This is a genomic window from Kordiimonas pumila (genome assembly GCF_015240255.1).
GTDB lineage: Bacteria > Pseudomonadota > Alphaproteobacteria > Sphingomonadales > Kordiimonadaceae > Kordiimonas > Kordiimonas pumila.
In genome coordinates this window covers 3284940-3305777 of sequence record NZ_CP061205.1, presented here as the reverse complement: position 1 = coordinate 3305777, position 20838 = coordinate 3284940, and the positions used below count along the sequence as shown (strand labels likewise).

The window sequence follows — 20838 nt, the reverse complement described above, 5'->3', positions numbered from 1 at the left end:
GATATCGGGAATGAATAAGCTGGATACAAAAGTTAGCAAAACACTTGCTGATTTCGCATACCAAAAAATACGACGTGATATTATTCGGGGTGAATTAGGTGCGAGTGAAAAGCTGCGCCTGAATGTGCTTTGCCAGAAGTATGATATTGGCATGAGCCCGCTTCGGGAAGCGCTTGCGCGCCTGATTGGTGATGCGCTTGTTATAACAGAGGGCCAGCGTGGCTTTTGGGTTGCACCACTTTCACTCGATGAAATGATAGATATTACCTATGTCCGCAGCCTTCTGGAAACGGAAGCCTTACAGCTTTCAATCGAAAACGGTGATGATGCTTGGCGCGAGCGCTTGAAGCAGTCTTATGATGCGCTCTCCAGTATTGAAAGTAAGCTTGATGGTCGTCACCGCGATTTAGTGCCTGAATGGGAAGAAGCGAACCGAACATTCCATGAGACAATGGTTTCGTGTTGTGGCTCCCCCTGGATGATTCGCATGTTGCAGACGCTGTATCAGCAATCAGAACGGTATCGGCGTATTTCTATAGTGAATGTTCAAAGCGAACGCAGTGTTCATGATGAGCATGAAGCTATCTATGAAGCTGTTATGCAAGGGAATGTCTTGAAAGCCTGTAAATTGACAGAGCTTCATTTGCGCAGAACCACAGACGCCGTGAAAAAGACACTAAGCCTTAACACCTAAATATAATCATTCTGCTTTTCATAGCCTTCTGGGGCTTTATGTGCTGGGAGCAAAGCACCTGTTTCTGTGCCGTATGCATTTGTGCATTAGGTCAAAATTCAAAAAATTTCGAAATTAATTGACATTTATGTCTGCATTAAGCTAATAAAGCTGAAGTGTCAGTGAATAAATATAAATTTTATATTTTCTCTGCTGCTTTTCAGGGGTGCTGGCTTTGTGTGAGTGCCTTTGGTTTGTGTGATACTTGTATGATGACGCATTGTTTCAGAAATATGAGTATTTCAATTTGTTACGAGTAGTGCCGCAGTGTTGCGGTTCGTTTGGATAGTATGAGTAATGTCCCCAACTGCGGCGCAGTCAATCATAAGCTGACTTGACTGCGCTTTTTTTCTGATTGGGCATTAATTTTGCCAAACATTTAAAAGTGTGGGCGTGGTTAGATAAAATTGTTTATTGAAGGTTGCTAAAAAATCGAAAATCGTAATAAAGTGGATACAGATTTAATATTGACTGCTTTAAGGCAGGGGTCGCCTCGTTGATGGTTTTAAAGCCTGTATGAAGGCCCTGTGATGGCAGTGGGGAATATGTTTGGGAACTGGAGAAGAATATGCCCATCGTAAATATATCAATACTTGAAGGGCGCGATGATGCTGCAAAGGCCCGGTTGATTGCAGAAGTGACAGATGCTGTTGAGCATTCTATCGGGGCTTCGCGGGAAGCTATCCGGGTATTGATTAACGAAATTCCGGCAAGTCATTGGGGAACTGCCGGTGTTCCTAAATCTCAAAATAATCAGAATAAGAAGTAAGAGTGGGCCTTGTATGAAAAAGCAGCTTAAAAACTTTGTTGCAGGTGAGTTTGTTACAACAGGTTCGACATTTGATATTTACAACCCGGTTACAGGAACCGCACATGCTGAGGCATTTGAGGCTGATAAGGCTTTGGTCGACAGGGCAGTAAGTGCCGCACGTACAGCCCTGAAGGGCGAATGGGGCAGTATGCCATTGCAGAAGAGGCGCGCCCTTTTAGGGAAAGTCGCCGACCTTATTGAAGCCCGCTTTGATGAGTTTTTGGCGGCAGAAGTTGCCGACACAGGTAAGCCTGTGAGTCTTGCAAGTCATATTGATATTCCTCGCGGCGCGGCAAACTTCCGTGTGTTTGCTGATGGTATCGCTAATGTCTCGACTGAGACATTTGAAATGGATACGCCAGATGGGCGTGGGGCGATCAATTATTCTGTTAGAAAGCCGCTTGGTGTTATTGCCATTATATCACCGTGGAATTTACCATTACTTCTTATGACATGGAAGGTTGCTCCTGCGCTGGCTTGCGGTAATACGATTATTGTAAAACCGTCAGAAGAAACTCCGTCGACAGCAACACTACTTGCTGAAGTAATCAAGGAAGCCGGTATTCCAGATGGTGTCTTTAACCTTGTTCATGGCTTTGGCCCTGATTCCGCTGGAGAGTTTTTGACAAGCCATCCCGGTGTTGATGCTATCACCTTCACGGGGGAAACACGTACTGGTTCAGCTATTATGAGGGCTGCATCGGAAACCGTTAAAGCACTTTCCTTTGAGATGGGCGGCAAGAACCCTGGTATTGTTTTTGCCGATGCAGATTTTGATGCCGCAGTAGAAGGTATTGGCCGTGCGATTTTTGCTAATACCGGGCAAGTGTGTCTTGCTACGGAAAGGGTGTATGTTGAACGCCCGATCTTTGACCGGTTTGTACAGGCAATGAAAGAAAAAGCCGAGGCCATGCATATTGGCTTACCGCAAGATGCTGAGACAAACTTTGGGCCGCTTGTTTCTGCCGAGCACCGCGATAAAGTGCTTTCCTATTACAAGCTTGCTGTTGAAGAAGGCGCTACAGTTGTGACGGGTGGCGGTGTTCCAAAATTTGGTGATGAGCGTGATAATGGATATTATGTTCAACCAACAATCATTACCGGCCTGCCAGAAACAGCCCGGTGTGTGAAGGAAGAAATTTTTGGCCCAATAGCTCACATTGCTCCTTTTGATACAGAAGAAGAAGCGGTGGCAATGGCCAATGATACGGAATATGGCCTTGCCTCCTCTATTTGGACCACTAATCTGACATGTGCACACCGTGTGGCAGGCCAAATTGAAGCTGGTATTAATTGGGTTAACTGCTGGTTCCTACGAGACCTGAGAACACCGTTTGGTGGTACAAAAATGTCAGGGATTGGCCGCGAAGGCGGCATCCATTCGATTAATTTTTATTCAGAACCAGTTAATATCTGCGTAAAGCTATAGAAAACGGGGATTTCCATGACCGATAGTAAGAATACGCTTCAAAGCCTTGCTGACAGGCTATTTGATGCAGAAACATCAGGCAAGCCTTGCGCACCGCTGCGCAGTGAAATTGGTGTAGAGGATCTGGACACAGCTTATGCAATCCAGCAAATCAATGTGGATCGTGCCTTGGCATCTGGTCGTCGTCTTGTTGGGCGCAAAATTGGCCTTACGTCTGTTGCTGTCCAAAAGCAGCTTGGTGTTGATCAGCCCGATTTTGGTGCTCTGTTTGCGGACATGGTTGTGCCAGACAGTGCCGTAATCCCTTTTAGTGCAGTGATGCAGCCAAAAGTGGAGGCTGAGATCGCCTTGGTGTTGGGGCAAGACCTAACCACGGAAAACCCAACTATTGTCGATCTGATCGGTGCGACTGATTATGTCCTGCCAGCCCTTGAGATCGTTGGTAGCCGTATTGAAAACTGGGATATTAAAATCACAGATACAATTGCCGATAATGCCTCTTGTGGTCTGATCGTGCTGGGTCATAGCCCTGTGAAATTGCAGGATGTGGATATGCGTCTTTGTGGCATGGTAATGGAGCGGCGCGGCGAACCGGTGTCAATGGGCGCGGGCGCTGCATGCCTTGGCTCCCCTTTGAATGCTGCTTTATGGCTTGCCAATAAAATGGTTCAAATGGGCACACCGCTTAAAGCGGGTGATCTTGTCATGACCGGAGCTTTAGGGCCAATGGTTGCCGTTAATCCGGGTGATAACTTTGAAGCGCGGATTTCTGGCGTTGGTTCTGTGCGCACGGTTTTTGGAGAAGCCTCATGAAAGTAGGGGTGGCTATTATTGGTTCTGGCAATATTGGTACAGACCTTATGATCAAGCTGCTGCGTAAATCAGAACTGCTTGAGTGTAAGGTGATGGTGGGTATTGACCCGGCATCCGACGGACTGGCGCGCGCAGCACGTATGGGCGTGGCAACAACAGCAGAAGGCATAGACGGCCTTGTGAATATGCCAGAATTTAAAGATGTTGAGATTGTTTTTGATGCAACATCAGCGGGCGCGCACAAACACCACGATAAAATTTTACAGTCCCTTGGGAGGACAGTGATTGATTTGACGCCAGCGGCGATTGGCCCCTATGTGGTGCCACCCGTTAATATGAAACAGCACCTTGAAGCTTCTAACATCAACATGGTGACATGTGGTGGTCAGGCAACTATTCCAATGGTGGCGGCGGTGTCAGAAGTGGCAGATGTTAAATATGCTGAAATTGTAGCATCCATTTCTTCAAAGTCAGCCGGGCCGGGTACGCGCGCCAATATTGATGAGTTCACCGAGACAACCTCACGGGCGATCGAAACAGTTGGCGGCGCAGGCAAAGGGAAGGCCATTATCGTGTTAAACCCTGCTGAACCGCCGCTTATTATGCGTGATACGGTATTGTGCCTAAGCGATATGGCAGAACAAGCGGATATTGAAAAGTCTATCGAAAACATGGTGGCGCGTGTGCAAAGTTATGTGCCGGGTTACAGGCTGAAACAAAAGGTTCAGTTTGAAGTTTTTGGTCATAATAATCCGCTTAAAATACCGGGGTACGGCGAGTTTACTGGCCTGAAAACCACTGTGTTTTTGGAAGTGGAAGGCGCGGGGCACTATCTGCCTAAATATGCGGGCAATCTGGATATTATGACATCAGCAGCGCTAGCAACAGCGGAAGAACTGGTGAAACGGCGCAGTGAAGGAGTGGCAGCATGAGTATAGACCACAAACTTTATATTCAGGATGTTACTCTGCGTGATGGGATGCATGCGATCCGGCACCAGTATTCAATTGAAAATGTTGTGGCGATTGCCAAGGCACTGGATACTGCAAAGGTTGACAGTATTGAAGTGGCTCACGGCGACGGCCTATCTGGTAGTAGCTTTAATTATGGCTTTGGCCGGCATACAGACCTTGAGTGGATTGAGGCTGTATCTGATGTGCTAACACATGCCAATGTTGCAACACTGTTGTTACCGGGTATTGGTACCGTTGAAGACCTGAAAGAAGCGTACCATGCGGGGGCACGTTCTGTTCGTGTTGCCACGCACTGTTCAGAGGCAGATATCTCAAAACAGCATATTGAAAAGGCCCGTGAACTGGGTATGGATGTGGCTGGTTTCCTGATGATGTCACATATGCTGGAGCCTCAAAAGCTGGCTGAACAGGCCAAACTTATGGAAAGTTATGGTGCCCAGTGTGTTTATGTAACAGATTCTGCCGGTGCTTTGCTTATGGACGGTGTCGCCGCACGGTTTCAGGCCTTTAATGAGGTCTTGAAACCAGAGACAACAACGGGCATTCACGCGCACCACAACCTTTCCCTTGGCGTTGCAAACTCGATTGTAGCTGTGCAAAACGGCGCAACTCGTGTTGATGCGTCGCTCACAGGTATGGGAGCTGGGGCTGGTAATGCACCCCTTGAAGTGTTTATTGCCGCAGCGGATCAGCTTGGGTTTAATCATGGCTGTAGCCTGTTCCCACTTATGGATGCAGCGGACGATATCGTACGGCCCCTACAAGACCGCCCAGTACGTGTAGACCGCGAGAGCCTATCCCTTGGCTATGCTGGGGTGTACTCAAGCTTTCTGCGGCATTCAGAGAGTGCTGCTGCAGCCTACGGGCTTGATGTACGGGATATTCTGGTGGAACTGGGCCGCCGCAAGATGGTTGGCGGTCAGGAAGATATGATCATTGATGTTGCCCTTGATTTGAAGGCACAAAAAGAGGGAGTAAACTGATTATGGCACATATTGAAGCACTGGCAAAAGTGGTTGATAGCGCCGCTTTTAATGCAAAAGCTATTCCTCAGCTTGCTGAAAAAGAGGGGCTTTCCCTTTTTGACGCTTACAGTATTCAGGAAGCCAGTATTCGTAGGCGCATCGCGCGCGGTGAAAAGCACATTGGTTATAAAATGGGCTTCACCAGCAGGGCCAAAGCAATTCAAATGGGCGTTGATGACCTGATCTACGGTAAGCTTACTGATGGTATGGTGGTTGAAGACGGTGGTTTCATGAATGTGAAACACTATGTACACCCTCGTGTTGAGCCAGAACTGGCCCTGCTTTTGAAACGCCCGCTTTCTGGCCGCGTTGGTATGGTGGAGGCTTATGCTGCAGTGGAAGCTGTAGCGCCCGCGATCGAGATCATTGATAGCCGCTATGAAAATTTCAAATTCAGCCTGATTGATGTGGTTGCTGATAATTCTTCTTCTTCTGGTTTTGTACTGGGTAACTGGCGCTTAAAACCGGAAGACCCATCGAACCTTGGTATGATACTGTCATTCGACGGCAAGCCCGTGCAAATTGGCTCAACAGCGGCTGTGCTCGGTAATCCAGTGCGTTCTTTGGTTACAGCGGCGCGGATGCTTGCAGAACGCGGCGAAAGCCTTGAGGCGGGCCAGATTGTACTAACTGGTGGTGCAACTGCGGCGGAAGCCTTGAAGCCCGGCGTTTCAGTTGCGGCAGAACTTGAAGGCCTTGGTCGTGTTGGATTTACGGTAGAGGCCGCGTAAAAGGTTATATGTCGTCGCTAAAGAGAGAATATCATTATGGTAACAGTATCATCTGAGCAGCAAAAAAAGGTGCGTATAGCAGCCCGTGCGTTGGCGCGTGCCGGATTTGTTCATGCTTATGGGCACTGTAGCCTGCGTCTTGATGCTGAGTACTTTTTGGTTTGCACTGCAAAACCAATGGGGCTGATTACACCGTCTGATATCGGCACGGTTGTGCCGGTTCAGGGTGAATTGCCCGAGGGTGTTTTGGGCGAGGTTCGGATTCACCAGTATGTTTATCGAAACAGGCCGGATGTGAACAGTGTTTGCCGTACAATGCCGCAAAATGTGATGGCGCTATCTGCGCTTCATGGTATTGCAAAACCAAGGCATGGATTTGGTAGTTATTTTAGCCCCGCTATTCCAATGTGGGATGATGTGCAACTTGTACGTTCAAACCCACAGGCTGAAGGTGTTGCGGAACTTATGGCAGACGGCAAAGCTGTAATCATGCGCGGCAATGGCTTAGTGACAGCTGGGGCAGATATTGAACGAGCTGTTGTGTGGGCATGGTACGCTGAAGATATGTGTCGTGTGGAAATGGAAGCACTTCGATCTGGGAGTGATGCGCCTATTTTATCGCATGAAGAATGTCTCGCCCGCGCCACGGAAAATGGCCATATAATAGAGCGTATGTGGGATTATCTCACTTTTGGTGATGTTGAGCTATAAAAGCAATATTTATGGCCCATTTTCGAAGGTCTTATAAGGTTTTTCCGTATAATATTCGTTAGGTATACTAAGAGAAGAAGCTTCTCTTATGCTGTTTGTAGACATGCACTATTTTTATAAAATTTCATAAGAACTTTACAATTATCAGGTAGTTGTCAGTCAGCAGCACTATAAATACCAACATCAAGAAAAAGAAGGCGCTTTGATCTGCTGGGACTTCAGGTAAGCCAGTTTTTATTAAAACGTCAGAAAAGTGTGAAAGGTAATAATAGTACAATGCGGTATAGAACAGCCATAGCCATGCCCCTTGCAATGGCAATTTCAGCGTCAGCAATGGCGGATAGTGAAACAGACCTAGAACTTCGCAAAATTGTTATGCAGCAGGCGGCAGAACTAGCCGAACTGAAAGCAAGACTGGCGCAACTTGAAGAAAAAAGCAGCGTAAAAGCAGTTGCTGTTTCAGGGGAAGCCCGCACGGTTGCGAGTGCTTCGTCAGCAGCTCCAGCAACGCCGGCTTCAGCGACAGAAAGTAAAGAAACAGGTTTTACAATCAAGCCGCGTGGTCGCATAGAATATGACACTGTATTTTATGATCAAAATGACGGTGGTCGCTCCTATAATGATGGTAGTAGCTTTCGTCGGGCGCGTCTTGGTGTTCAGGGAACACTTCCCGGTAATTTTGAGTATCAGATTGAGGCTGATTTTGCAGGCGGCGATTCTGTAAAGCTTGATGATACATATCTGCGCTACAAGTTTAGCCCTAATACAGCGGTTACATTTGGTTTCCATAAAGTGTACCACTCCCTTGAGTCTGCAACGAGCGACTTGGACGTAACCTTTATGGAACGCCATATGGTTTCTAACATTTTTGAAGTCGGCGCTGGCGGTAAAATGGGTGTTTCTGTGCTTCAAAGCGGCTCAAACTGGAGTGGTCAGTTTGGTGTTTTTGCCGGTAGTGCAAATAGCGGCGATGCTAACAAAGATGGCTGGGGCTTTAATGGCCGTGTAACTTGGGCACCTATTCTGGAAGAGGGTAAACTTCTTCACGTTGGTCTGGATGCTTACTACCGTAATGAAGATGATGATGTCCTTAGTATGGGTGATAGGCCTGAGATCAGGAACGATAGCTTCAAGCCATTTGATAGTGGCACATTGATCGCAGAAAGCTATCGTTACGGTAACGCTGAGATCGCGGGTGTTTTAGGGCCTGTTTCTGCCCAGTTTGAATATAGTGTGCTAGAGACTTCAAGTTCAACAGGGGATCAATCATTTGATGGTTATTCTGGGCAGGTTAGCTATTTCCTAACAGGGGAAAGCAGGCCTTACAGTGCTGGTAAAGGCTATTTCGGTAAACTAAAACCGTTTAATCCGGTTGGTGAAGGTGGCATGGGTGCTTTTGAACTTGCTGCACGCTATAGCCGGATTGATCTTTCTGACGCTGGCCAAGGCACATACGGTGATAACCTGACGCTGGGTATTAACTGGTATCCAACAGATGCGGTTCGCTTCATGTTAAACGCTGTAGATTTTTCTGCAAAAGGTGCTTTAACCGAAAGTGGCCGTGCATACGGTATGCGAGCGCAGGTTCGCTGGTAATAAATACCTCGGATAAACAAATTGTGTTCCTTCAAATACTTGAAGGAACACATAAATACGGGTAGTCTTCAATTTACGGACATTTTCTCTAAGCGCCAGGGCCAAACAGTGCGTTTTGAGAGAATTCCGTAAAATTTTGTGTGCTGTCAGGCACTTTTACAAGAGGTGACACAATGAAAAACTGCAAGACACCAGCTTTGCTGGTGGCTGCCCTATATTATTTTTCACATATAACAGTATCAATGACGTATCTGCGGGCATGGAAAAGGGCTGGGAGGTGTGTATGTTGAATACTGCACGTGTCAAACAGTCGCTGTATGCTCTTGCTGGCGTTGTTGCAATGCCTGAATCTCTTTTTGCTAATGATGACAGCCTGTCGTTTGAGCTTGCCTATACGGCTGAAGTTTGGGGCCTTGCATCTGGCGGGAATGACAAGGGGTTTGAATATCTAGACAACCTTTATGCAGGCCTTGAGAAAAGCTGGGAAAGCACAGGCACGACAATATACCTGTCTGGTCTTTATAATAACGGGCAATCCTTTGCAGGTAATCATGTGGGCGATGCGCAAGTAATCAGCAACATTGAGGCCCCGGTGAGAGCTGCCCGCGCATATGAAGTATGGCTTGAGCAACATCTAACAGACAGCATCTCTATTAAAGCAGGCCTTCTAGACACAAACGCCGAATTTGACGTGCTCGATTCCTCTGGCATGTTTCTGGGCAGTGCGCACGGTATTGGTAGTGATATTGGGCAAACGGGTGAGAACGGCCCTTCCATTTTTCCGATAACGGCACTTGGTGTGCGGTTTCAGGCAGCACTTACGGACGAGTTGATCATTCGGACGGCCCTTATTGACGGCGTACCGGGTGATCCTGATCACTTAAAGAAAACCACCATCAAGCTTGGTAACGGTGATGGTGCCTTTAGTATTAGCGAGCTTGAATATCATCTGCCGAGGGCAAAGGTGCTAGCTGGTTACTGGCGCTACACGGCAGACTTTGAAACCCATGCCGGGACTGTAAGTGATAGTAATGACGGTTACTATCTGCGCGGTGAAGCACAGATAAGCGGTGCTGACGGTGAAAATGGGCTGTATATTTTCGGCCGTGTTGGTGTTGCAGATAGTGCTATCAATGCTTTTTCAGCCTTTTACTCTGCTGGTGTGCGCATGCAAGGTGTGTTTGCCCCAGAAAAAGCTGATGCTGTTGGTTTGGCCTTTGCATGGGCTGAAACATCAAAGGAGTATCAGCAACTGGTGCCCTTTGCTCCTGACAGGGAAATTGCAATTGAACTAACATATCAGCTTGATGTGAATGACTGGTTCAGCATTCAGCCGGATGTTCAGTATATTGTGAACCCGTTTGAGGGTGCAAAGAATGCGCTTGCTTTTGGTATACGGACAACCTTTACCCTGCCATAAGGCGAATACAGGATAATATAGAATAATTAAGAGGCCTTTGGGCCTCTTTTTTTACGGGTTTTTTCTGCAGCTTCGTCATCCAAAGGATGAAAGAGAGTCTTCCCGTTGTGGGAACTCGCAGCAGCGGTATGTTTTGTGTCGCTACCAATGAAGTCTAGCAGGTTGTTTATGAGTGAACTGGATTTAACATCACCCGTACCGCTGATCCACGTTTCGGGTGGGCCTGAGGAACGCGGTATAAGTTATGGCAAACAAGCGGGAGATCGCATTGCTATAGCGCTTGACATTTACCGCGAGGCATTTGGCCGTGTTGGTATAAACTGGGCGCAAGCAATGAAAATTGCTGGACGCTTCCTGCCCGCGGTTGAAAAATTTGATGCTGACATGCTGGCGGAAATTAAGGGTATCGCTAAAGGCTCTAATCAGCCTGTTGAAGCGATCATTGCGATAAATGCTCGCACAGAGATTATTTTTTGGCGTGATAACGAACTGGACGAAAAGTCTGAAACTGATATGCAGGAGGAATGCACCTCAGCGCTTGCCCTGCCTTCGGCAACGGCAAATGGTCATGTAATTCACGGTCAAAACTGGGACTGGAACCCAAAATGTGCAGCCTGTGCTGTGGTGCTGCGAATTGAAAATGATAATGGCCCTGATATTTTGACCTTTGTTGAAGCTGGGCAGCTTGCGCGGCACGGTATGAATGGTAGCGGCCTTGCACTTACCGTTAATGGCCTGCAATGCGATAAGGACTGTGGTAATATTGGGACGCCAAACCCGCTTATTCGTCGCCGCATGCTGCTTTCAAATAGTTTTGCAGGTGGGCTTGATGCCGTTTTAAACGGCGATATCTCTTTTTCGCATAGCCTAACGCTTAGCCACCCAGCAGGTGTTGGTAGTATTCTTGAAGCAACACCGGGTGAAACTTTCTGGCTGCAGCCTGAAAATGGCCTTTTGGTGCATGCTAACCATTTTAAATGCCCTGTGGCGCGCAGTAAAATACTGGATATCGGCCTTCGGCGTTGCCCAGAATCGCTTTACCGTGACCAGCGGGTTCTAGATCATATGATGGCAAATCACGGCAAGATAACGATTGATACCTTTAAGGAAGCCTTTACTGATACTTTTGGTACGCCTGATGCTGTACTACGCACGCCAAAAGCACGTCCTGGTGGAAATCTTTCTGGCACTGTTGCCAGCATCATTATGGATACAATGGACCGTAAGATGTGGGTGGCACCCAGCCCTTATCTGCAGGTCAATTATACAGAATATAGCCTTGATTATTAAGGTCTAGAACGCATTACAAAAAAGGCCCCCTGAGCTTAGGGGGCCTTTTTTGGTGATCAAGGGGGATTTATACGTCCGGGATATAGGTGCCATTCAAAACATCGGCAAAAAATTCGCGGGTTTTATGTATGACCAGTTCAACTTCATGGGTTACATCGTCGACAGCATCCAGTTTGGTTAAAGCGCCGTGGCGGGCAAAGGATGCTTTTAAGCTACGAATACGCTCTTGTCGGCTTTCGCCGCTATCGTTAATGCCGGGCATATAACAGCTATCGCCTTCCTCAATGGTGATTTCCCATGTTTCGCGGTCAGCGGCGCCAATAACAAAGTGTATGGGTTTGCCTTTCAGTTTTGACAGGTCAACAGCTTGGCCTACTATTTCTTCAGCGCCTTTTGTACCCACCCACCAGGGTTTATCCGGGTCTGCGAGTGTTACAACACCGGGCGCACCAACGGAGGCGGCTTTAATACGGTCTGGGTGTAAAAGGGTAAAGCGGTGGGTAAAGTGGCCGCCGCCTGAAAAGCCAAACATAAAGAGCTTTTCATCTGACACGCTATATTTTTCGGCTACTTCACGGGCCATGTCCAGCACGATCAGGTCATAGCGAATATCCTGTTCGCGCATGAATTTGTACCCACTCATATTACCGTCACCAAGTACATTGGCGGGGAATAAGGGAGCCAGAACGATACAATTATTATATTCCGCAAACTCTGCAAACATGTCGCGGTACTGGGATTGCATCCTTAGGGTGCCATGCACAGAAACTAAAATAGTGGTCTTGCTACGATCCATTTGGGCAAGGCGTCGCGGTACATAAAGCGTATAACAAAAACGGCGGTCAGCACGGGCGCTGTATATGGTGGTAACACCTGAGTGGTACACTTCGTTTAGCTTTTGTTTTTGCTCGATTTTGGATGTCATAATCTATCCTGCTGGTTTTAGGTTTCTGTCATGCAGTAGCGACGTGCCAGTGCATAGCCTTTATTAGATTTTTTCAGGTACGGTGTTGCAGCCAGCAATTGCTGGGTGTAGGGGTGCTTGGGCGCGTTAAAGATTTGGCTTGATGGGCCAATTTCAACCAGTTTTCCGTTCAGTAAAACACCCACCCTGTCGGCGATATGCTCTACAACGCCAAGATCATGCGAAATAAACAGGCAGGCAAACTGCATTTCCTGTTTTAGGGTTAGAAATAGATCCAGTACCTGCTTCTGAATTGTAAGATCAAGGGCTGAAACCGGCTCGTCTGCAATAATAAAGTCTGGTTTTGGGGCAATGGCTCGTGCGATGCACACACGCTGACGCTGGCCCCCGGAAAGCTGATGCGGAAAGCGCAGAATAGTATCGGCGGGCATGCCAACCTGCTCAAGGGCTTCCTGAATGCGTGTTTGTCGCTCTTGTGCTGTCATCCTTAAAGGGAGCAAGCTCTCTTCAATGGATTTTCCAATTCTAATACGGGGGTTTAAGGCGCCAGCTGGATCTTGGAAAATATATTGTAGTCTGCTGGTTTTAGCATATTCAAAGGCGCTGCTATAGCCACCATCAAAAGCAACAGTACCAGCGGTTTGGGCTTGCAGGCCAGCAACCGTGCGTGCAACGGTGGTTTTCCCTGAACCAGATTCACCAATAATTGCGAGTGTTTCACCAGCAGCAACGGTGAAGGACACATCCTTAACAGCCATATGGACGGTGTTTAGAAAGGGCAGGATGCGTTTGCTCTTGAAAGAAACTTCTAGGTTTTCAACGCTTAGAAGTGGTTTTGGGACGCTTTTATTGTCAAATTCCATGCTTTCATCAGGCTGTGGAATAGCGCTTAAGAGCTTTTGCGTATAAGGGTGTTTGGCAGCAGACAGTAAAATATCTTTTGTGCCGGTTTCTACGATCATGCCTTTCTGCATCACGCTTATGGTATCAGCGAGCCTTGCAACAGCACCCAGGTCGTGTGAAATTATCAGCACAGCGGCGCCCATTTCTGTGGCAAGTTGGGTCATTAACCCAAGGATTTCATCCCGAATAACCATATCAAGGGCCGTGGTGGGTTCGTCCGCTATTAGAACATCTGGCTGCATGATAAGTGCGGATGCGATCATAACACGCTGGCGCATACCGCCGGAAAGCTCGTGCGGATACGCCTTCATAATAACGTCAGGGTTATTGATTTTTACCCGGTTCAACATATCGATAGCCGCAGCATGCGCCGCACTTTTGTCTATGCCTGAATGTTCGGATAACCCTTCTGTAAGCTGAATGCCGATTTTAAGTGCCGGGTTCAGGCTTGATAACGGCTCTTGAAAAATAAAAGCGATTTTTTTACCGCGTAGCTGTTCACGACTTATAGAAGCGTTTTCTGATAACAGGTTTTCCCCGTGCCACCAGATTTCTCCCTCCGTAATTTTACATGACTTGGGCACAAGGTTTACCAGCGCTTTTGCAAGTAGTGTTTTGCCTGACCCAGATTCGCCGATTAAAGCTGTTGTACGGCCAGAGACCAAGTCTAGCGAAGCTTTTTGAATAACAGGCGTCAGCGTGTTGCCGCTCATAAAGCCAAGGGAAAGACCTTTGACTGAAACGATGTTTTCTGAATGCGTGGTCATATGCTATCCTTTGTCTTCTATGACGAAAGACTGTAGGCTTAACCAGATGAACTACGGTAAAAAACCTTAAGCTCATTATCAAACAGGATATTGAGCATTACGGCATAGCAAACTATATTCCGTCTAGCATCACGTGCACTAGAGTGTAATTTGAAAATAGGTCAGGGGCCAATAGTTTGATACATGAGATACATACAAGGCCAAAATCTCAGGCACTGTTTGAAAATATTAGAGCCAAAATCCTCGAAGGGCATCACCCGTCAGGGCAGTGGTTGAAGCAGGCTGATCTTGAAAGCCAGTATGGTGCCAGCCGCTCTGATGTGCGGAGCGCCCTGAGTAGCCTTGCTGAACGCGGTGTTGTGGAATATGTGAAAAACCGGGGCTTCCGTGTTTTTACGCGGTCCACCGAGGAGCTTGATGAAATTGCAGAGATGATAGCAGCGCTTGAAACCGCAGCGGCCGATAGCATTATTGAAAATGCAACAGTGCAGGACATGGTAGAGACACGTGAAATTGCCAAACGCTTTGAAAGCCTTATACGACAAGGTAGTCAGGCTGAACTTCGGATTGAAAACTATCGTTTCCATGACAAAATTATCAGCATGTGCGGGAACAAGCTTATTGCACGTACAGTGCGTCATTTGCGGGAATGTTGTGCTAGTGGGCCTGAGGTCCGTTATATGACATTTGACGGGCTGCAAAAAAGCAATAAGGAACATTTTGAGATTATTGAAGCAATAGAAACAGACAATGCTGTTGCTTTAAGGAATCGGTTGGCGGCACACGCTGTTCAATCAGAACAAGGTTAAGCTTACATCCTGAAGAGTTGGTTATGAAAAAGCGACCTAAGTGGTCGCTTTTTCTTTTAACGCTTATTTTTATTAGCGGCGAACAAGCTCACCGAATTTTCTTGCGGTTTCAAGGCAGGCTTCTTCTGCATCATCAATCGTGCCGGATGCCTCCAGAAAACCGTGCGTGAGGGAGGGATAGTTTTTATAATCGACCGCACCGCCGCCTGCAGATGTTACTTTTTCAGCAAATACCTTACCGTGATCACGGATTGGGTCAAACCCTGCGGACGCTATTATGGACGGGGGCATTTTATCCATATGTGCGTATTTATTCATAGATATCAGTGGGTCATTTGCATCTACGTTTTGAAACGCCATTTCGGTTGCAGCAAGCATAAAGCCTTCGTCCAACCCAAAGCCTTTTTTGAACAAATCGTATGAAGGATAGTCTTCATAGTTTTTATCGAGAGCAGGGTAATACAGGAGATGGGCTGCAGGCACCTGACCACCACTTTCAAGCTGGCGTATTGTTGTGCTAACAGAGAGGAAGCCACCGGCGCTGTCGCCGCCCACAGACACATTATTGGGGTCGCCGCCGTATTCTGCAATATTGTCCACTGTCCAGTTAAAAGCGGCTTGGGCATCAAGGCTGAAAGCAGGGTACGGGTTTTCAGGCGCGAGTCTGTAGTCAACAGAGACAGCAATAACCTTTGCCTCGGTTGCAATAAGGCGTACAGCACCATCAAGGGCCTGAATGCTGCCAAACAGGTAACCACCGCCGTGGTAATAAACTAGGACGGGCAGTTTTTCTTCGCCCGTGTCGACATCAGGCACATAAATGCGGATAGGTAGACTTGTGTGGTCTGGCCCTTCAATCGCCATATCGTAAACGGCAGCCATTGGAGGCGTTTCTTTTGTAGTTATATCCCAGTAAATATCCACAATTCCGCGCAGCCGGTTTTTTGCCGCTTCATCATTCATGGTTTTGATAAGAGAAGCACGACGGTCTTTCTCAGGCTCCTTTTTATCTTTTTCATATTCCCACTGCAGTTTGGGGTGCAGGGTTTGGCCGTCTATCACAACGGGGGGGTCTGTTAGAAGTGCTTCAAAAGCGCTATTTGGCTGGGTGCGGAAGTCAACATACTTTTGTTCGTCAGCCGTTGGCGTTCTTTTGGTTAAAGGCCCTGAAGCGGGCGCCATACCTTGCTCAACAAGCTGCGAGGCTTGGTCGCCCCTGTTTTCTGTATCCGAGCAAGCGGCAAGCGTGAAGCTTAATAGTGTCGCAACCACTAGGCTGATCGTTTTGTCATATATCATGAGCGGGTCCTTTATCATGTTTATGGCAGCATACTACATCTCTTCATAAGGACGCAGCACCACTGAAAAACCTTATCTCCACAAGTGTGTTTAGCGCGTAACGCTAACGAGTCGTGCTAGTTTCAGCATATTTTGCCAATGATATTTTCTGCAAAGTTTAAAAAATATATTTAAAAACAATGAGTTAATTTTGTTGTAAAAATAAGTTGTAAAATTGGTAACTATTTTTTAGATTATTTTACAGAAGATGAAATCAAGCGCCAATGGGCGCATAAGCAGCTCCGGGGGGAGACCATGCAACCATATAATGACAGGCTGGAAGCAGCCTATGCCGAATACGGCCCCAGAGTACTCAGGTTTATTTTGTCGAAGGTCCGGTGTTATGAAATGGCTCAAGATCTAACACAGGATACGTTTATCCGGTTTTATCAGGCTGACCAAAAAGGCCTTGTACAAGAAGTTGGAGCCTATCTGTTCAGGATAGCCCGCAACATTGTTATTGATCATATTCGTAGTGTCAGGGCCAAGTTTGCACCAAAGGAAGTTATTGAGCTAACAGAGATGGCCGAAGTGTTATCGTCAGGTTCTGATATGGAAGAGGATCTGGCAACGAAAAATAGATTGCAAGAAACTTGCGATGCAGTAGCGGTTTTGCCAGAACCTTGCCAAAGGATTTTTTGGTTAAGCCGTTTGCATGGCTACAAAAATAGCGAAATCGCCGAAAGCGAAGGCGTGTGCCTTAGTACGGTAGAAAAAAATATCAGTAAGGCAATGAAGCACTGCCGGGACTCTGTGGCTCTGGAAGCTGCTTAAACTATTGCTAACTAGGTTACGGGATTTTTTGCGGGTTACGTCATACAAAATGAAGTTCGCTTTCAAAGGTGACTTACAGGGAACTCAAAGTCCTAATACAGGGAGAAAAAGAATGGGTTTGAATACTAAGAAAGCCGTTCGTTTTGCGGGATTGCTCACAGGGTGTAGCCTGGCGGCATTGTCACAAAACGTATCTGCACAGTCAGATAGTAATAGCGGCGAATTCGAGGAAATTGTTATTACGGCATCTGGTTCACGTTTGCCTGCTGATGTTACATCTATCCCCGGTTCAGTTACAATTCTGAGCTTGGCGGAAATTCAAAAGCAATCAGGCATATCGAGTGATCTGGGTGCAATTCTGGCAAAATCAGTTCCGGGCATGGCACCATCAAGTAATGACGGGAATAACTTTGCGCAAACAATTCGGGGTAGAAAGCCAGCTTTCTTTCTTGATGGGATTCCGCAATCAGCAGCCCTTCGTGGTGGTGGCCGGGATATGCGTATTATTCACCCGAATGTTCTGGAACGTGTTGAGGTCATTCGTGGCTCGACATCGATATACGGGCAAGGTGGCTCTGGCGGTGTAATCAACTATATTACCAAGCGCCCAGCCGAGGAAGGCTATAATTTCTTCACCGAGATTGGTTTTTCTACATCTCTTTCCAACATTGATGACCGCAGCTTTAGCTATACTGGCACGCAGGGTATTTCAGCAAAAGAAGGCAAGTTTGATATTGTTGCAAATATTACATACCAGTCACGCGGGCTATATTTTGACGGTGACGGCGACCTGATACCGCCAGACCCTGCAGGTCAAACCGGTATCGCGGATATGGACGAATGGAGCCTGTTTGCAAAGGTTGGCTACGATTTCACACCAACGGTTCGCCTTGAGCTGATGGGTGTTTATTTTGATGCTGAAGTAGATACAGATTATACTGTTGGGCAAGGTAGCTTTGCCGCAGGTGTGAAATCTGTGGGCGAAATTAAAAGCCAAAACAATATTGTGCTTGGGCCATATGCCTTTGACTTTGTAGGCGTGCAAGACCCAGAGAATGATAATAAAGTAATAGCGGCTAGTCTTATTCTGGATGATGTTGCCGGTAGCTCCGTTAAACTACAGACATTCTACCAAGATTCTTATTATGTATGGCGGCACCTAGACTACTTAGGGCCCGGTGTTGCTGGCTTTCCGCCAGAAGGTAGCCAGTTAAGCACCAGTGCAGAAAAGAAAGGCTTGCGCCTTGATGTGAATACACCGGTTACAATGGGGGGTATTGACGGGTTTGTGCTGTGGGGTGTGGATTATCTGAAAGATGAAACGGAAGAGCGTTTGCTCGATGGGCGGATCCGCTCTGCTGGTAAACAGAATAGTCTCTCATTCTTTGGTCAGGCACAGCTTGATATCACCGATGACCTCCATATTCGTGGCGGCCTTAGGTATGATGACTTCAAGCTAACTATTCCTGATTTTGAAGCTATCGACTGGTATACAGCTATTACCCACCCAATTGTGGGCGCTGATCTCAATTACAGCAATCTTTCAGGCAATTTTGGTATTGTTTATGACTTTACCGACAATCTGAATGTGTTTGCTAGCTGGTCAAGTGGCTTCTCTGTCGGGAACGTTCTGCGCACTATTGGCGGCTTGCGGCCTTCTGGTTTCAGTCCGGTTCCTGTTACATATTATGTGGCAGACTTAGGCAAGTTTACGGAAGCTGTGGCAGTTGACAGCTATGAAGGTGGTTTACGCTATTCTGGCGAAGTTGTGTCAGCAAGCATTGCGGCTTTCTACAGCACAAGTGATCTGGGTGCTAGTTTCGACCCTGTAACATTTGAAACAGTACGGGCACCAGAGCGTATTTGGGGCTTGGAACTGACAGCAGATGTGAATGTTACAGATAAACTGCGTGTTGGTGGTAGTTTCTCTATTCAGGACAGTAAAACCGATGCTGATAGTGACGGGGTGTTTGAAGGCCCGCTTGATTTCAGCCGTGTGCCACCTCCGATGTTGACCACGTATGTTGAGGTTGACTTCTTTGAAGGTTGGTCTGCACGACTACAGTCAAACACTCTGTTTGATGAAAGCCGGTTTACCGCACCTTTCAATACGTCACAGCGCGATGTTGAGGGCTATACTTTATTCGACCTTTTGGTGTCTGGGCCGTTCCTTGGTGGTACGATCAATCTGGGTGTAGAAAACCTGCTTAACAAACAGTATTTCCCGCTTGTTACGCTTATGAATTGTTCTGACAGCCCAATATTTGATACATTCTGTGCCACTGCAGCACCTGGTGCAATTGGCTCAGTTCGGTATAAAATAGAGTTCTAGGCGTTTCGGAGCTTGTTAAAATATGGCCTGCGTTTTCAAAAAAGGAAGCGCAGGCCTTTTCTTTTGGAGGGGTAAATGCTGGAACTTGCAATGAGTAGGCTTTGGGCCAAGGAAGTGCTGATATACCACTGTGTGAGCTATATCTGTCTTGCGCTTTTTCTGGTGGGGGCTGCAAAATATCGCGGTGAAAAGGTGAGCTTGTATGCTTTTTTCCCTGTGTTGCAATATTATGATCTTGGTCGAAAGGCCGGGTTACCTGCTATCGCAGGTCTGTTGATGGCTTTGGGGACTCTCTCTGTTTACACAACAGATTTCTTTTACGGGTTTGTATCAATGGTGCGGTTTGCGGGTGGTTTTGTACTTGTGCCAGCTTACTGGTATATCTGGTATCAGCTTGTCAGTGCATATAAAATAAAGCCTTTAGTGTTTTATGGTGGGTTTATACCCATCATTACAGCAAATATTGTATATTTCATTTTGGGGCTAGGCTGGTTATTGGGAAAACAACCCTTTGCCATCAACCATGGGGAAAATACTTAATGCAACAGTTCCTAAAGCTTATGGCTGTTTGGGTTGCTATTCTAAGCAGCATGCCTGCGGCCATAGCATCTGAAAGCCAATACATAGAAAGCTTTGACGGTGAAACGCTGCATTATAAAATATATGGCAGTGGTGAGGAGACTATTCTCTTTGTTCATGGCTGGATGTGCGATGAAACCTTTTGGAATGCACAAATAGAAGAGTTTTCTAACGGTTTTCAGGTTATCACCCTAGACCTGCCAGGGCATGGAAAGTCGAGCAAAACTCGTAAGGGTTGGACGATCGAAGCATACGGGAAGGATATTATCACTCTCGCTAACAAGCTTGATCTGCAAAACATTATTCTAGTAGGTCACTCGATGGGAGGGCCTGTTGTTGTTGAGGCGGCCTCAGGGCTTCAGGGACGTATAGAGGCTGTGGTTGGTGTTGATACCATGAAACGCCCTAATATGGTGCTCGATGAGGCTACGATTAACGGTATGGCTGCTTCAATGCGTCAGAACTTTAAAACCATGATGCACCAAATGGTGCGAGGTGGTTATTTTCACGAGACGGCTGACCCAGCGCTTGTTGATCGTGTTGTTCGGGTTATGGAAAAGGGCGACCCAGACAGCGCAGTAGAAATGGTTTTGTCTCTCTATGGTTACGATCAGGTGTCTGCGATAAAGGCACTACAGGCGATGCCGCTTGTTTTTATAAACTCTAATGTAAAGCCTGTAGATATAGAGGGGCTTAGTGCACTACATGCTGGTGTGCGCATTCTCCGCCTTGATGGTGTTGGCCATTTTCTGATGATGGAACGCCCTGCAGACTTTAACGCAGTTCTGCGCAGTGAAATTTTACAGGCAACAGGCAAACTACATTATTAGATGAGTTATCAGGTAAATACTTACTTAACTCGTTATCAATTAGGTATT

At 47.0% G+C, this 20838-nt stretch carries 19 protein-coding genes; 16 read left to right on the top strand and 3 right to left on the bottom strand.

Annotated elements, in window-relative coordinates:
* The first annotated feature begins 10 nt into the window (after nucleotides 1–10).
* From ICL80_RS14615 to ICL80_RS14565, 11 genes are all read left to right on the top strand, one after another.
* Nucleotides 11–694 (top strand): GntR family transcriptional regulator, encoded by a 684-nt coding sequence (locus ICL80_RS14615; protein WP_194213473.1) that lies wholly within the window; start codon nucleotides 11–13, stop codon nucleotides 692–694.
* A gap of 607 nt (nucleotides 695–1301) precedes the next feature.
* On the top strand, nucleotides 1302–1502 hold the full coding sequence (locus ICL80_RS14610; protein WP_194213472.1) for a 4-oxalocrotonate tautomerase: 201 nt from the start codon (nucleotides 1302–1304) through the stop codon (nucleotides 1500–1502).
* A 13-nt stretch (nucleotides 1503–1515) separates the two neighbouring features.
* Nucleotides 1516–2973: a 2-hydroxymuconic semialdehyde dehydrogenase gene (locus ICL80_RS14605; protein ID WP_194213471.1), complete on the top strand. Its 1458-nt coding sequence runs from the start codon at nucleotides 1516–1518 to the stop codon at nucleotides 2971–2973.
* Nucleotides 2974–2988: 15 nt separating this feature from the next.
* A complete protein-coding gene (gene mhpD / locus ICL80_RS14600; protein WP_194213470.1) occupies nucleotides 2989–3786 on the top strand; it encodes a 2-keto-4-pentenoate hydratase in 798 nt (265 codons plus the stop codon).
* A complete protein-coding gene (locus ICL80_RS14595; RefSeq protein ID WP_194213469.1) occupies nucleotides 3783–4718 on the top strand; it encodes an acetaldehyde dehydrogenase (acetylating) in 936 nt (311 codons plus the stop codon). The genes mhpD and ICL80_RS14595 overlap by 4 nt, the downstream gene beginning before the upstream one ends.
* On the top strand, nucleotides 4715–5743 hold the full coding sequence (gene dmpG, locus ICL80_RS14590) for a 4-hydroxy-2-oxovalerate aldolase (RefSeq protein ID WP_194213468.1): 1029 nt from the start codon (nucleotides 4715–4717) through the stop codon (nucleotides 5741–5743). Before ICL80_RS14595 ends, dmpG begins: the two co-directional genes overlap by 4 nt.
* 2 nt (nucleotides 5744–5745) lie before the next feature.
* On the top strand, nucleotides 5746–6516 hold the full coding sequence (locus ICL80_RS14585) for a 2-keto-4-pentenoate hydratase (protein ID WP_194213467.1): 771 nt from the start codon (nucleotides 5746–5748) through the stop codon (nucleotides 6514–6516).
* Nucleotides 6517–6552: 36 nt separating this feature from the next.
* Complete coding sequence (locus tag ICL80_RS14580; protein WP_194213466.1) at nucleotides 6553–7227, top strand: class II aldolase/adducin family protein; 675 nt, start codon at nucleotides 6553–6555, stop codon at nucleotides 7225–7227.
* Nucleotides 7228–7503: 276 nt separating this feature from the next.
* A complete protein-coding gene (locus ICL80_RS14575; RefSeq protein ID WP_194213465.1) occupies nucleotides 7504–8823 on the top strand; it encodes an OprO/OprP family phosphate-selective porin in 1320 nt (439 codons plus the stop codon).
* Between the two features lie 283 nt (nucleotides 8824–9106).
* Nucleotides 9107–10243, top strand: a complete 1137-nt coding sequence (locus tag ICL80_RS14570) for a carbohydrate porin (RefSeq protein WP_194213464.1) — start codon at nucleotides 9107–9109, stop codon at nucleotides 10241–10243.
* A 168-nt stretch (nucleotides 10244–10411) separates the two neighbouring features.
* Nucleotides 10412–11533 carry a C45 family autoproteolytic acyltransferase/hydolase gene (locus tag ICL80_RS14565; RefSeq protein ID WP_194213463.1) on the top strand — a complete coding sequence of 374 codons (1122 nt, stop codon included), beginning with the start codon at nucleotides 10412–10414 and terminating at the stop codon, nucleotides 11531–11533.
* A gap of 67 nt (nucleotides 11534–11600) precedes the next feature.
* On the opposite strand, the gene ICL80_RS14560 is transcribed toward ICL80_RS14565, so the two are convergent.
* On the bottom strand, nucleotides 11601–12458 hold the full coding sequence (locus ICL80_RS14560; RefSeq protein WP_194213462.1) for an alpha/beta hydrolase: 858 nt from the start codon (nucleotides 12456–12458) through the stop codon (nucleotides 11601–11603).
* A 17-nt stretch (nucleotides 12459–12475) separates the two neighbouring features.
* The gene (locus tag ICL80_RS14555) at nucleotides 12476–14128 is read right to left on the bottom strand and encodes a dipeptide ABC transporter ATP-binding protein (RefSeq protein WP_194213461.1); all 1653 of its coding nucleotides are present in this window, start codon (nucleotides 14126–14128) and stop codon (nucleotides 12476–12478) included.
* A gap of 176 nt (nucleotides 14129–14304) precedes the next feature.
* Here ICL80_RS14555 and ICL80_RS14550 point away from each other — a divergent pair, with 176 nt between their 5' ends.
* Nucleotides 14305–14937 carry a GntR family transcriptional regulator gene (locus ICL80_RS14550; protein ID WP_194213460.1) on the top strand — a complete coding sequence of 211 codons (633 nt, stop codon included), beginning with the start codon at nucleotides 14305–14307 and terminating at the stop codon, nucleotides 14935–14937.
* A gap of 72 nt (nucleotides 14938–15009) precedes the next feature.
* Here ICL80_RS14550 and ICL80_RS14545 read toward each other — a convergent pair whose 3' ends face one another.
* The gene (locus ICL80_RS14545) at nucleotides 15010–16236 is read right to left on the bottom strand and encodes an alpha/beta hydrolase (protein WP_194213459.1); all 1227 of its coding nucleotides are present in this window, start codon (nucleotides 16234–16236) and stop codon (nucleotides 15010–15012) included.
* Between the two features lie 294 nt (nucleotides 16237–16530).
* Here ICL80_RS14545 and ICL80_RS14540 point away from each other — a divergent pair, with 294 nt between their 5' ends.
* The 4 genes from ICL80_RS14540 to ICL80_RS14525 all read left to right on the top strand — a co-directional run bounded on the left by ICL80_RS14540 (nucleotide 16531) and on the right by ICL80_RS14525 (nucleotide 20790).
* Nucleotides 16531–17049 carry an RNA polymerase sigma factor gene (locus ICL80_RS14540; protein WP_194213458.1) on the top strand — a complete coding sequence of 173 codons (519 nt, stop codon included), beginning with the start codon at nucleotides 16531–16533 and terminating at the stop codon, nucleotides 17047–17049.
* A 112-nt stretch (nucleotides 17050–17161) separates the two neighbouring features.
* Complete coding sequence (locus tag ICL80_RS14535; protein WP_194213457.1) at nucleotides 17162–19381, top strand: TonB-dependent receptor; 2220 nt, start codon at nucleotides 17162–17164, stop codon at nucleotides 19379–19381.
* 75 nt (nucleotides 19382–19456) lie between these two features.
* Nucleotides 19457–19921, top strand: a complete 465-nt coding sequence (locus ICL80_RS14530; RefSeq protein ID WP_194213456.1) for a hypothetical protein — start codon at nucleotides 19457–19459, stop codon at nucleotides 19919–19921.
* On the top strand, nucleotides 19921–20790 hold the full coding sequence (locus ICL80_RS14525; protein ID WP_194213455.1) for an alpha/beta fold hydrolase: 870 nt from the start codon (nucleotides 19921–19923) through the stop codon (nucleotides 20788–20790). Before ICL80_RS14530 ends, ICL80_RS14525 begins: the two co-directional genes overlap by 1 nt.
* Nucleotides 20791–20838: the final 48 nt, after the last annotated feature.

Coding starts and splice junctions, on each gene's coding strand:
- ICL80_RS14525 (WP_194213455.1), top strand. CDS start 19,921: ATGCAACAGTTCCTAAAGCTTATGGCTGTTTGGGTTGCTATTCTAAGC.
- dmpG (WP_194213468.1), top strand. CDS start 4,715: ATGAGTATAGACCACAAACTTTATATTCAGGATGTTACTCTGCGTGAT.
- ICL80_RS14575 (WP_194213465.1), top strand. CDS start 7,504: ATGCGGTATAGAACAGCCATAGCCATGCCCCTTGCAATGGCAATTTCA.
- ICL80_RS14605 (WP_194213471.1), top strand. CDS start 1,516: ATGAAAAAGCAGCTTAAAAACTTTGTTGCAGGTGAGTTTGTTACAACA.
- ICL80_RS14580 (WP_194213466.1), top strand. CDS start 6,553: ATGGTAACAGTATCATCTGAGCAGCAAAAAAAGGTGCGTATAGCAGCC.
- ICL80_RS14595 (WP_194213469.1), top strand. CDS start 3,783: ATGAAAGTAGGGGTGGCTATTATTGGTTCTGGCAATATTGGTACAGAC.
- ICL80_RS14565 (WP_194213463.1), top strand. CDS start 10,412: ATGAGTGAACTGGATTTAACATCACCCGTACCGCTGATCCACGTTTCG.
- ICL80_RS14610 (WP_194213472.1), top strand. CDS start 1,302: ATGCCCATCGTAAATATATCAATACTTGAAGGGCGCGATGATGCTGCA.
- ICL80_RS14560 (WP_194213462.1), bottom strand. CDS start 12,458: ATGACATCCAAAATCGAGCAAAAACAAAAGCTAAACGAAGTGTACCAC.
- ICL80_RS14570 (WP_194213464.1), top strand. CDS start 9,107: ATGTTGAATACTGCACGTGTCAAACAGTCGCTGTATGCTCTTGCTGGC.
- mhpD (WP_194213470.1), top strand. CDS start 2,989: ATGACCGATAGTAAGAATACGCTTCAAAGCCTTGCTGACAGGCTATTT.
- ICL80_RS14615 (WP_194213473.1), top strand. CDS start 11: ATGAATAAGCTGGATACAAAAGTTAGCAAAACACTTGCTGATTTCGCA.
- ICL80_RS14530 (WP_194213456.1), top strand. CDS start 19,457: ATGCTGGAACTTGCAATGAGTAGGCTTTGGGCCAAGGAAGTGCTGATA.
- ICL80_RS14585 (WP_194213467.1), top strand. CDS start 5,746: ATGGCACATATTGAAGCACTGGCAAAAGTGGTTGATAGCGCCGCTTTT.
- ICL80_RS14545 (WP_194213459.1), bottom strand. CDS start 16,236: ATGATATATGACAAAACGATCAGCCTAGTGGTTGCGACACTATTAAGC.
- ICL80_RS14555 (WP_194213461.1), bottom strand. CDS start 14,128: ATGACCACGCATTCAGAAAACATCGTTTCAGTCAAAGGTCTTTCCCTT.
- ICL80_RS14540 (WP_194213458.1), top strand. CDS start 16,531: ATGCAACCATATAATGACAGGCTGGAAGCAGCCTATGCCGAATACGGC.
- ICL80_RS14535 (WP_194213457.1), top strand. CDS start 17,162: ATGGGTTTGAATACTAAGAAAGCCGTTCGTTTTGCGGGATTGCTCACA.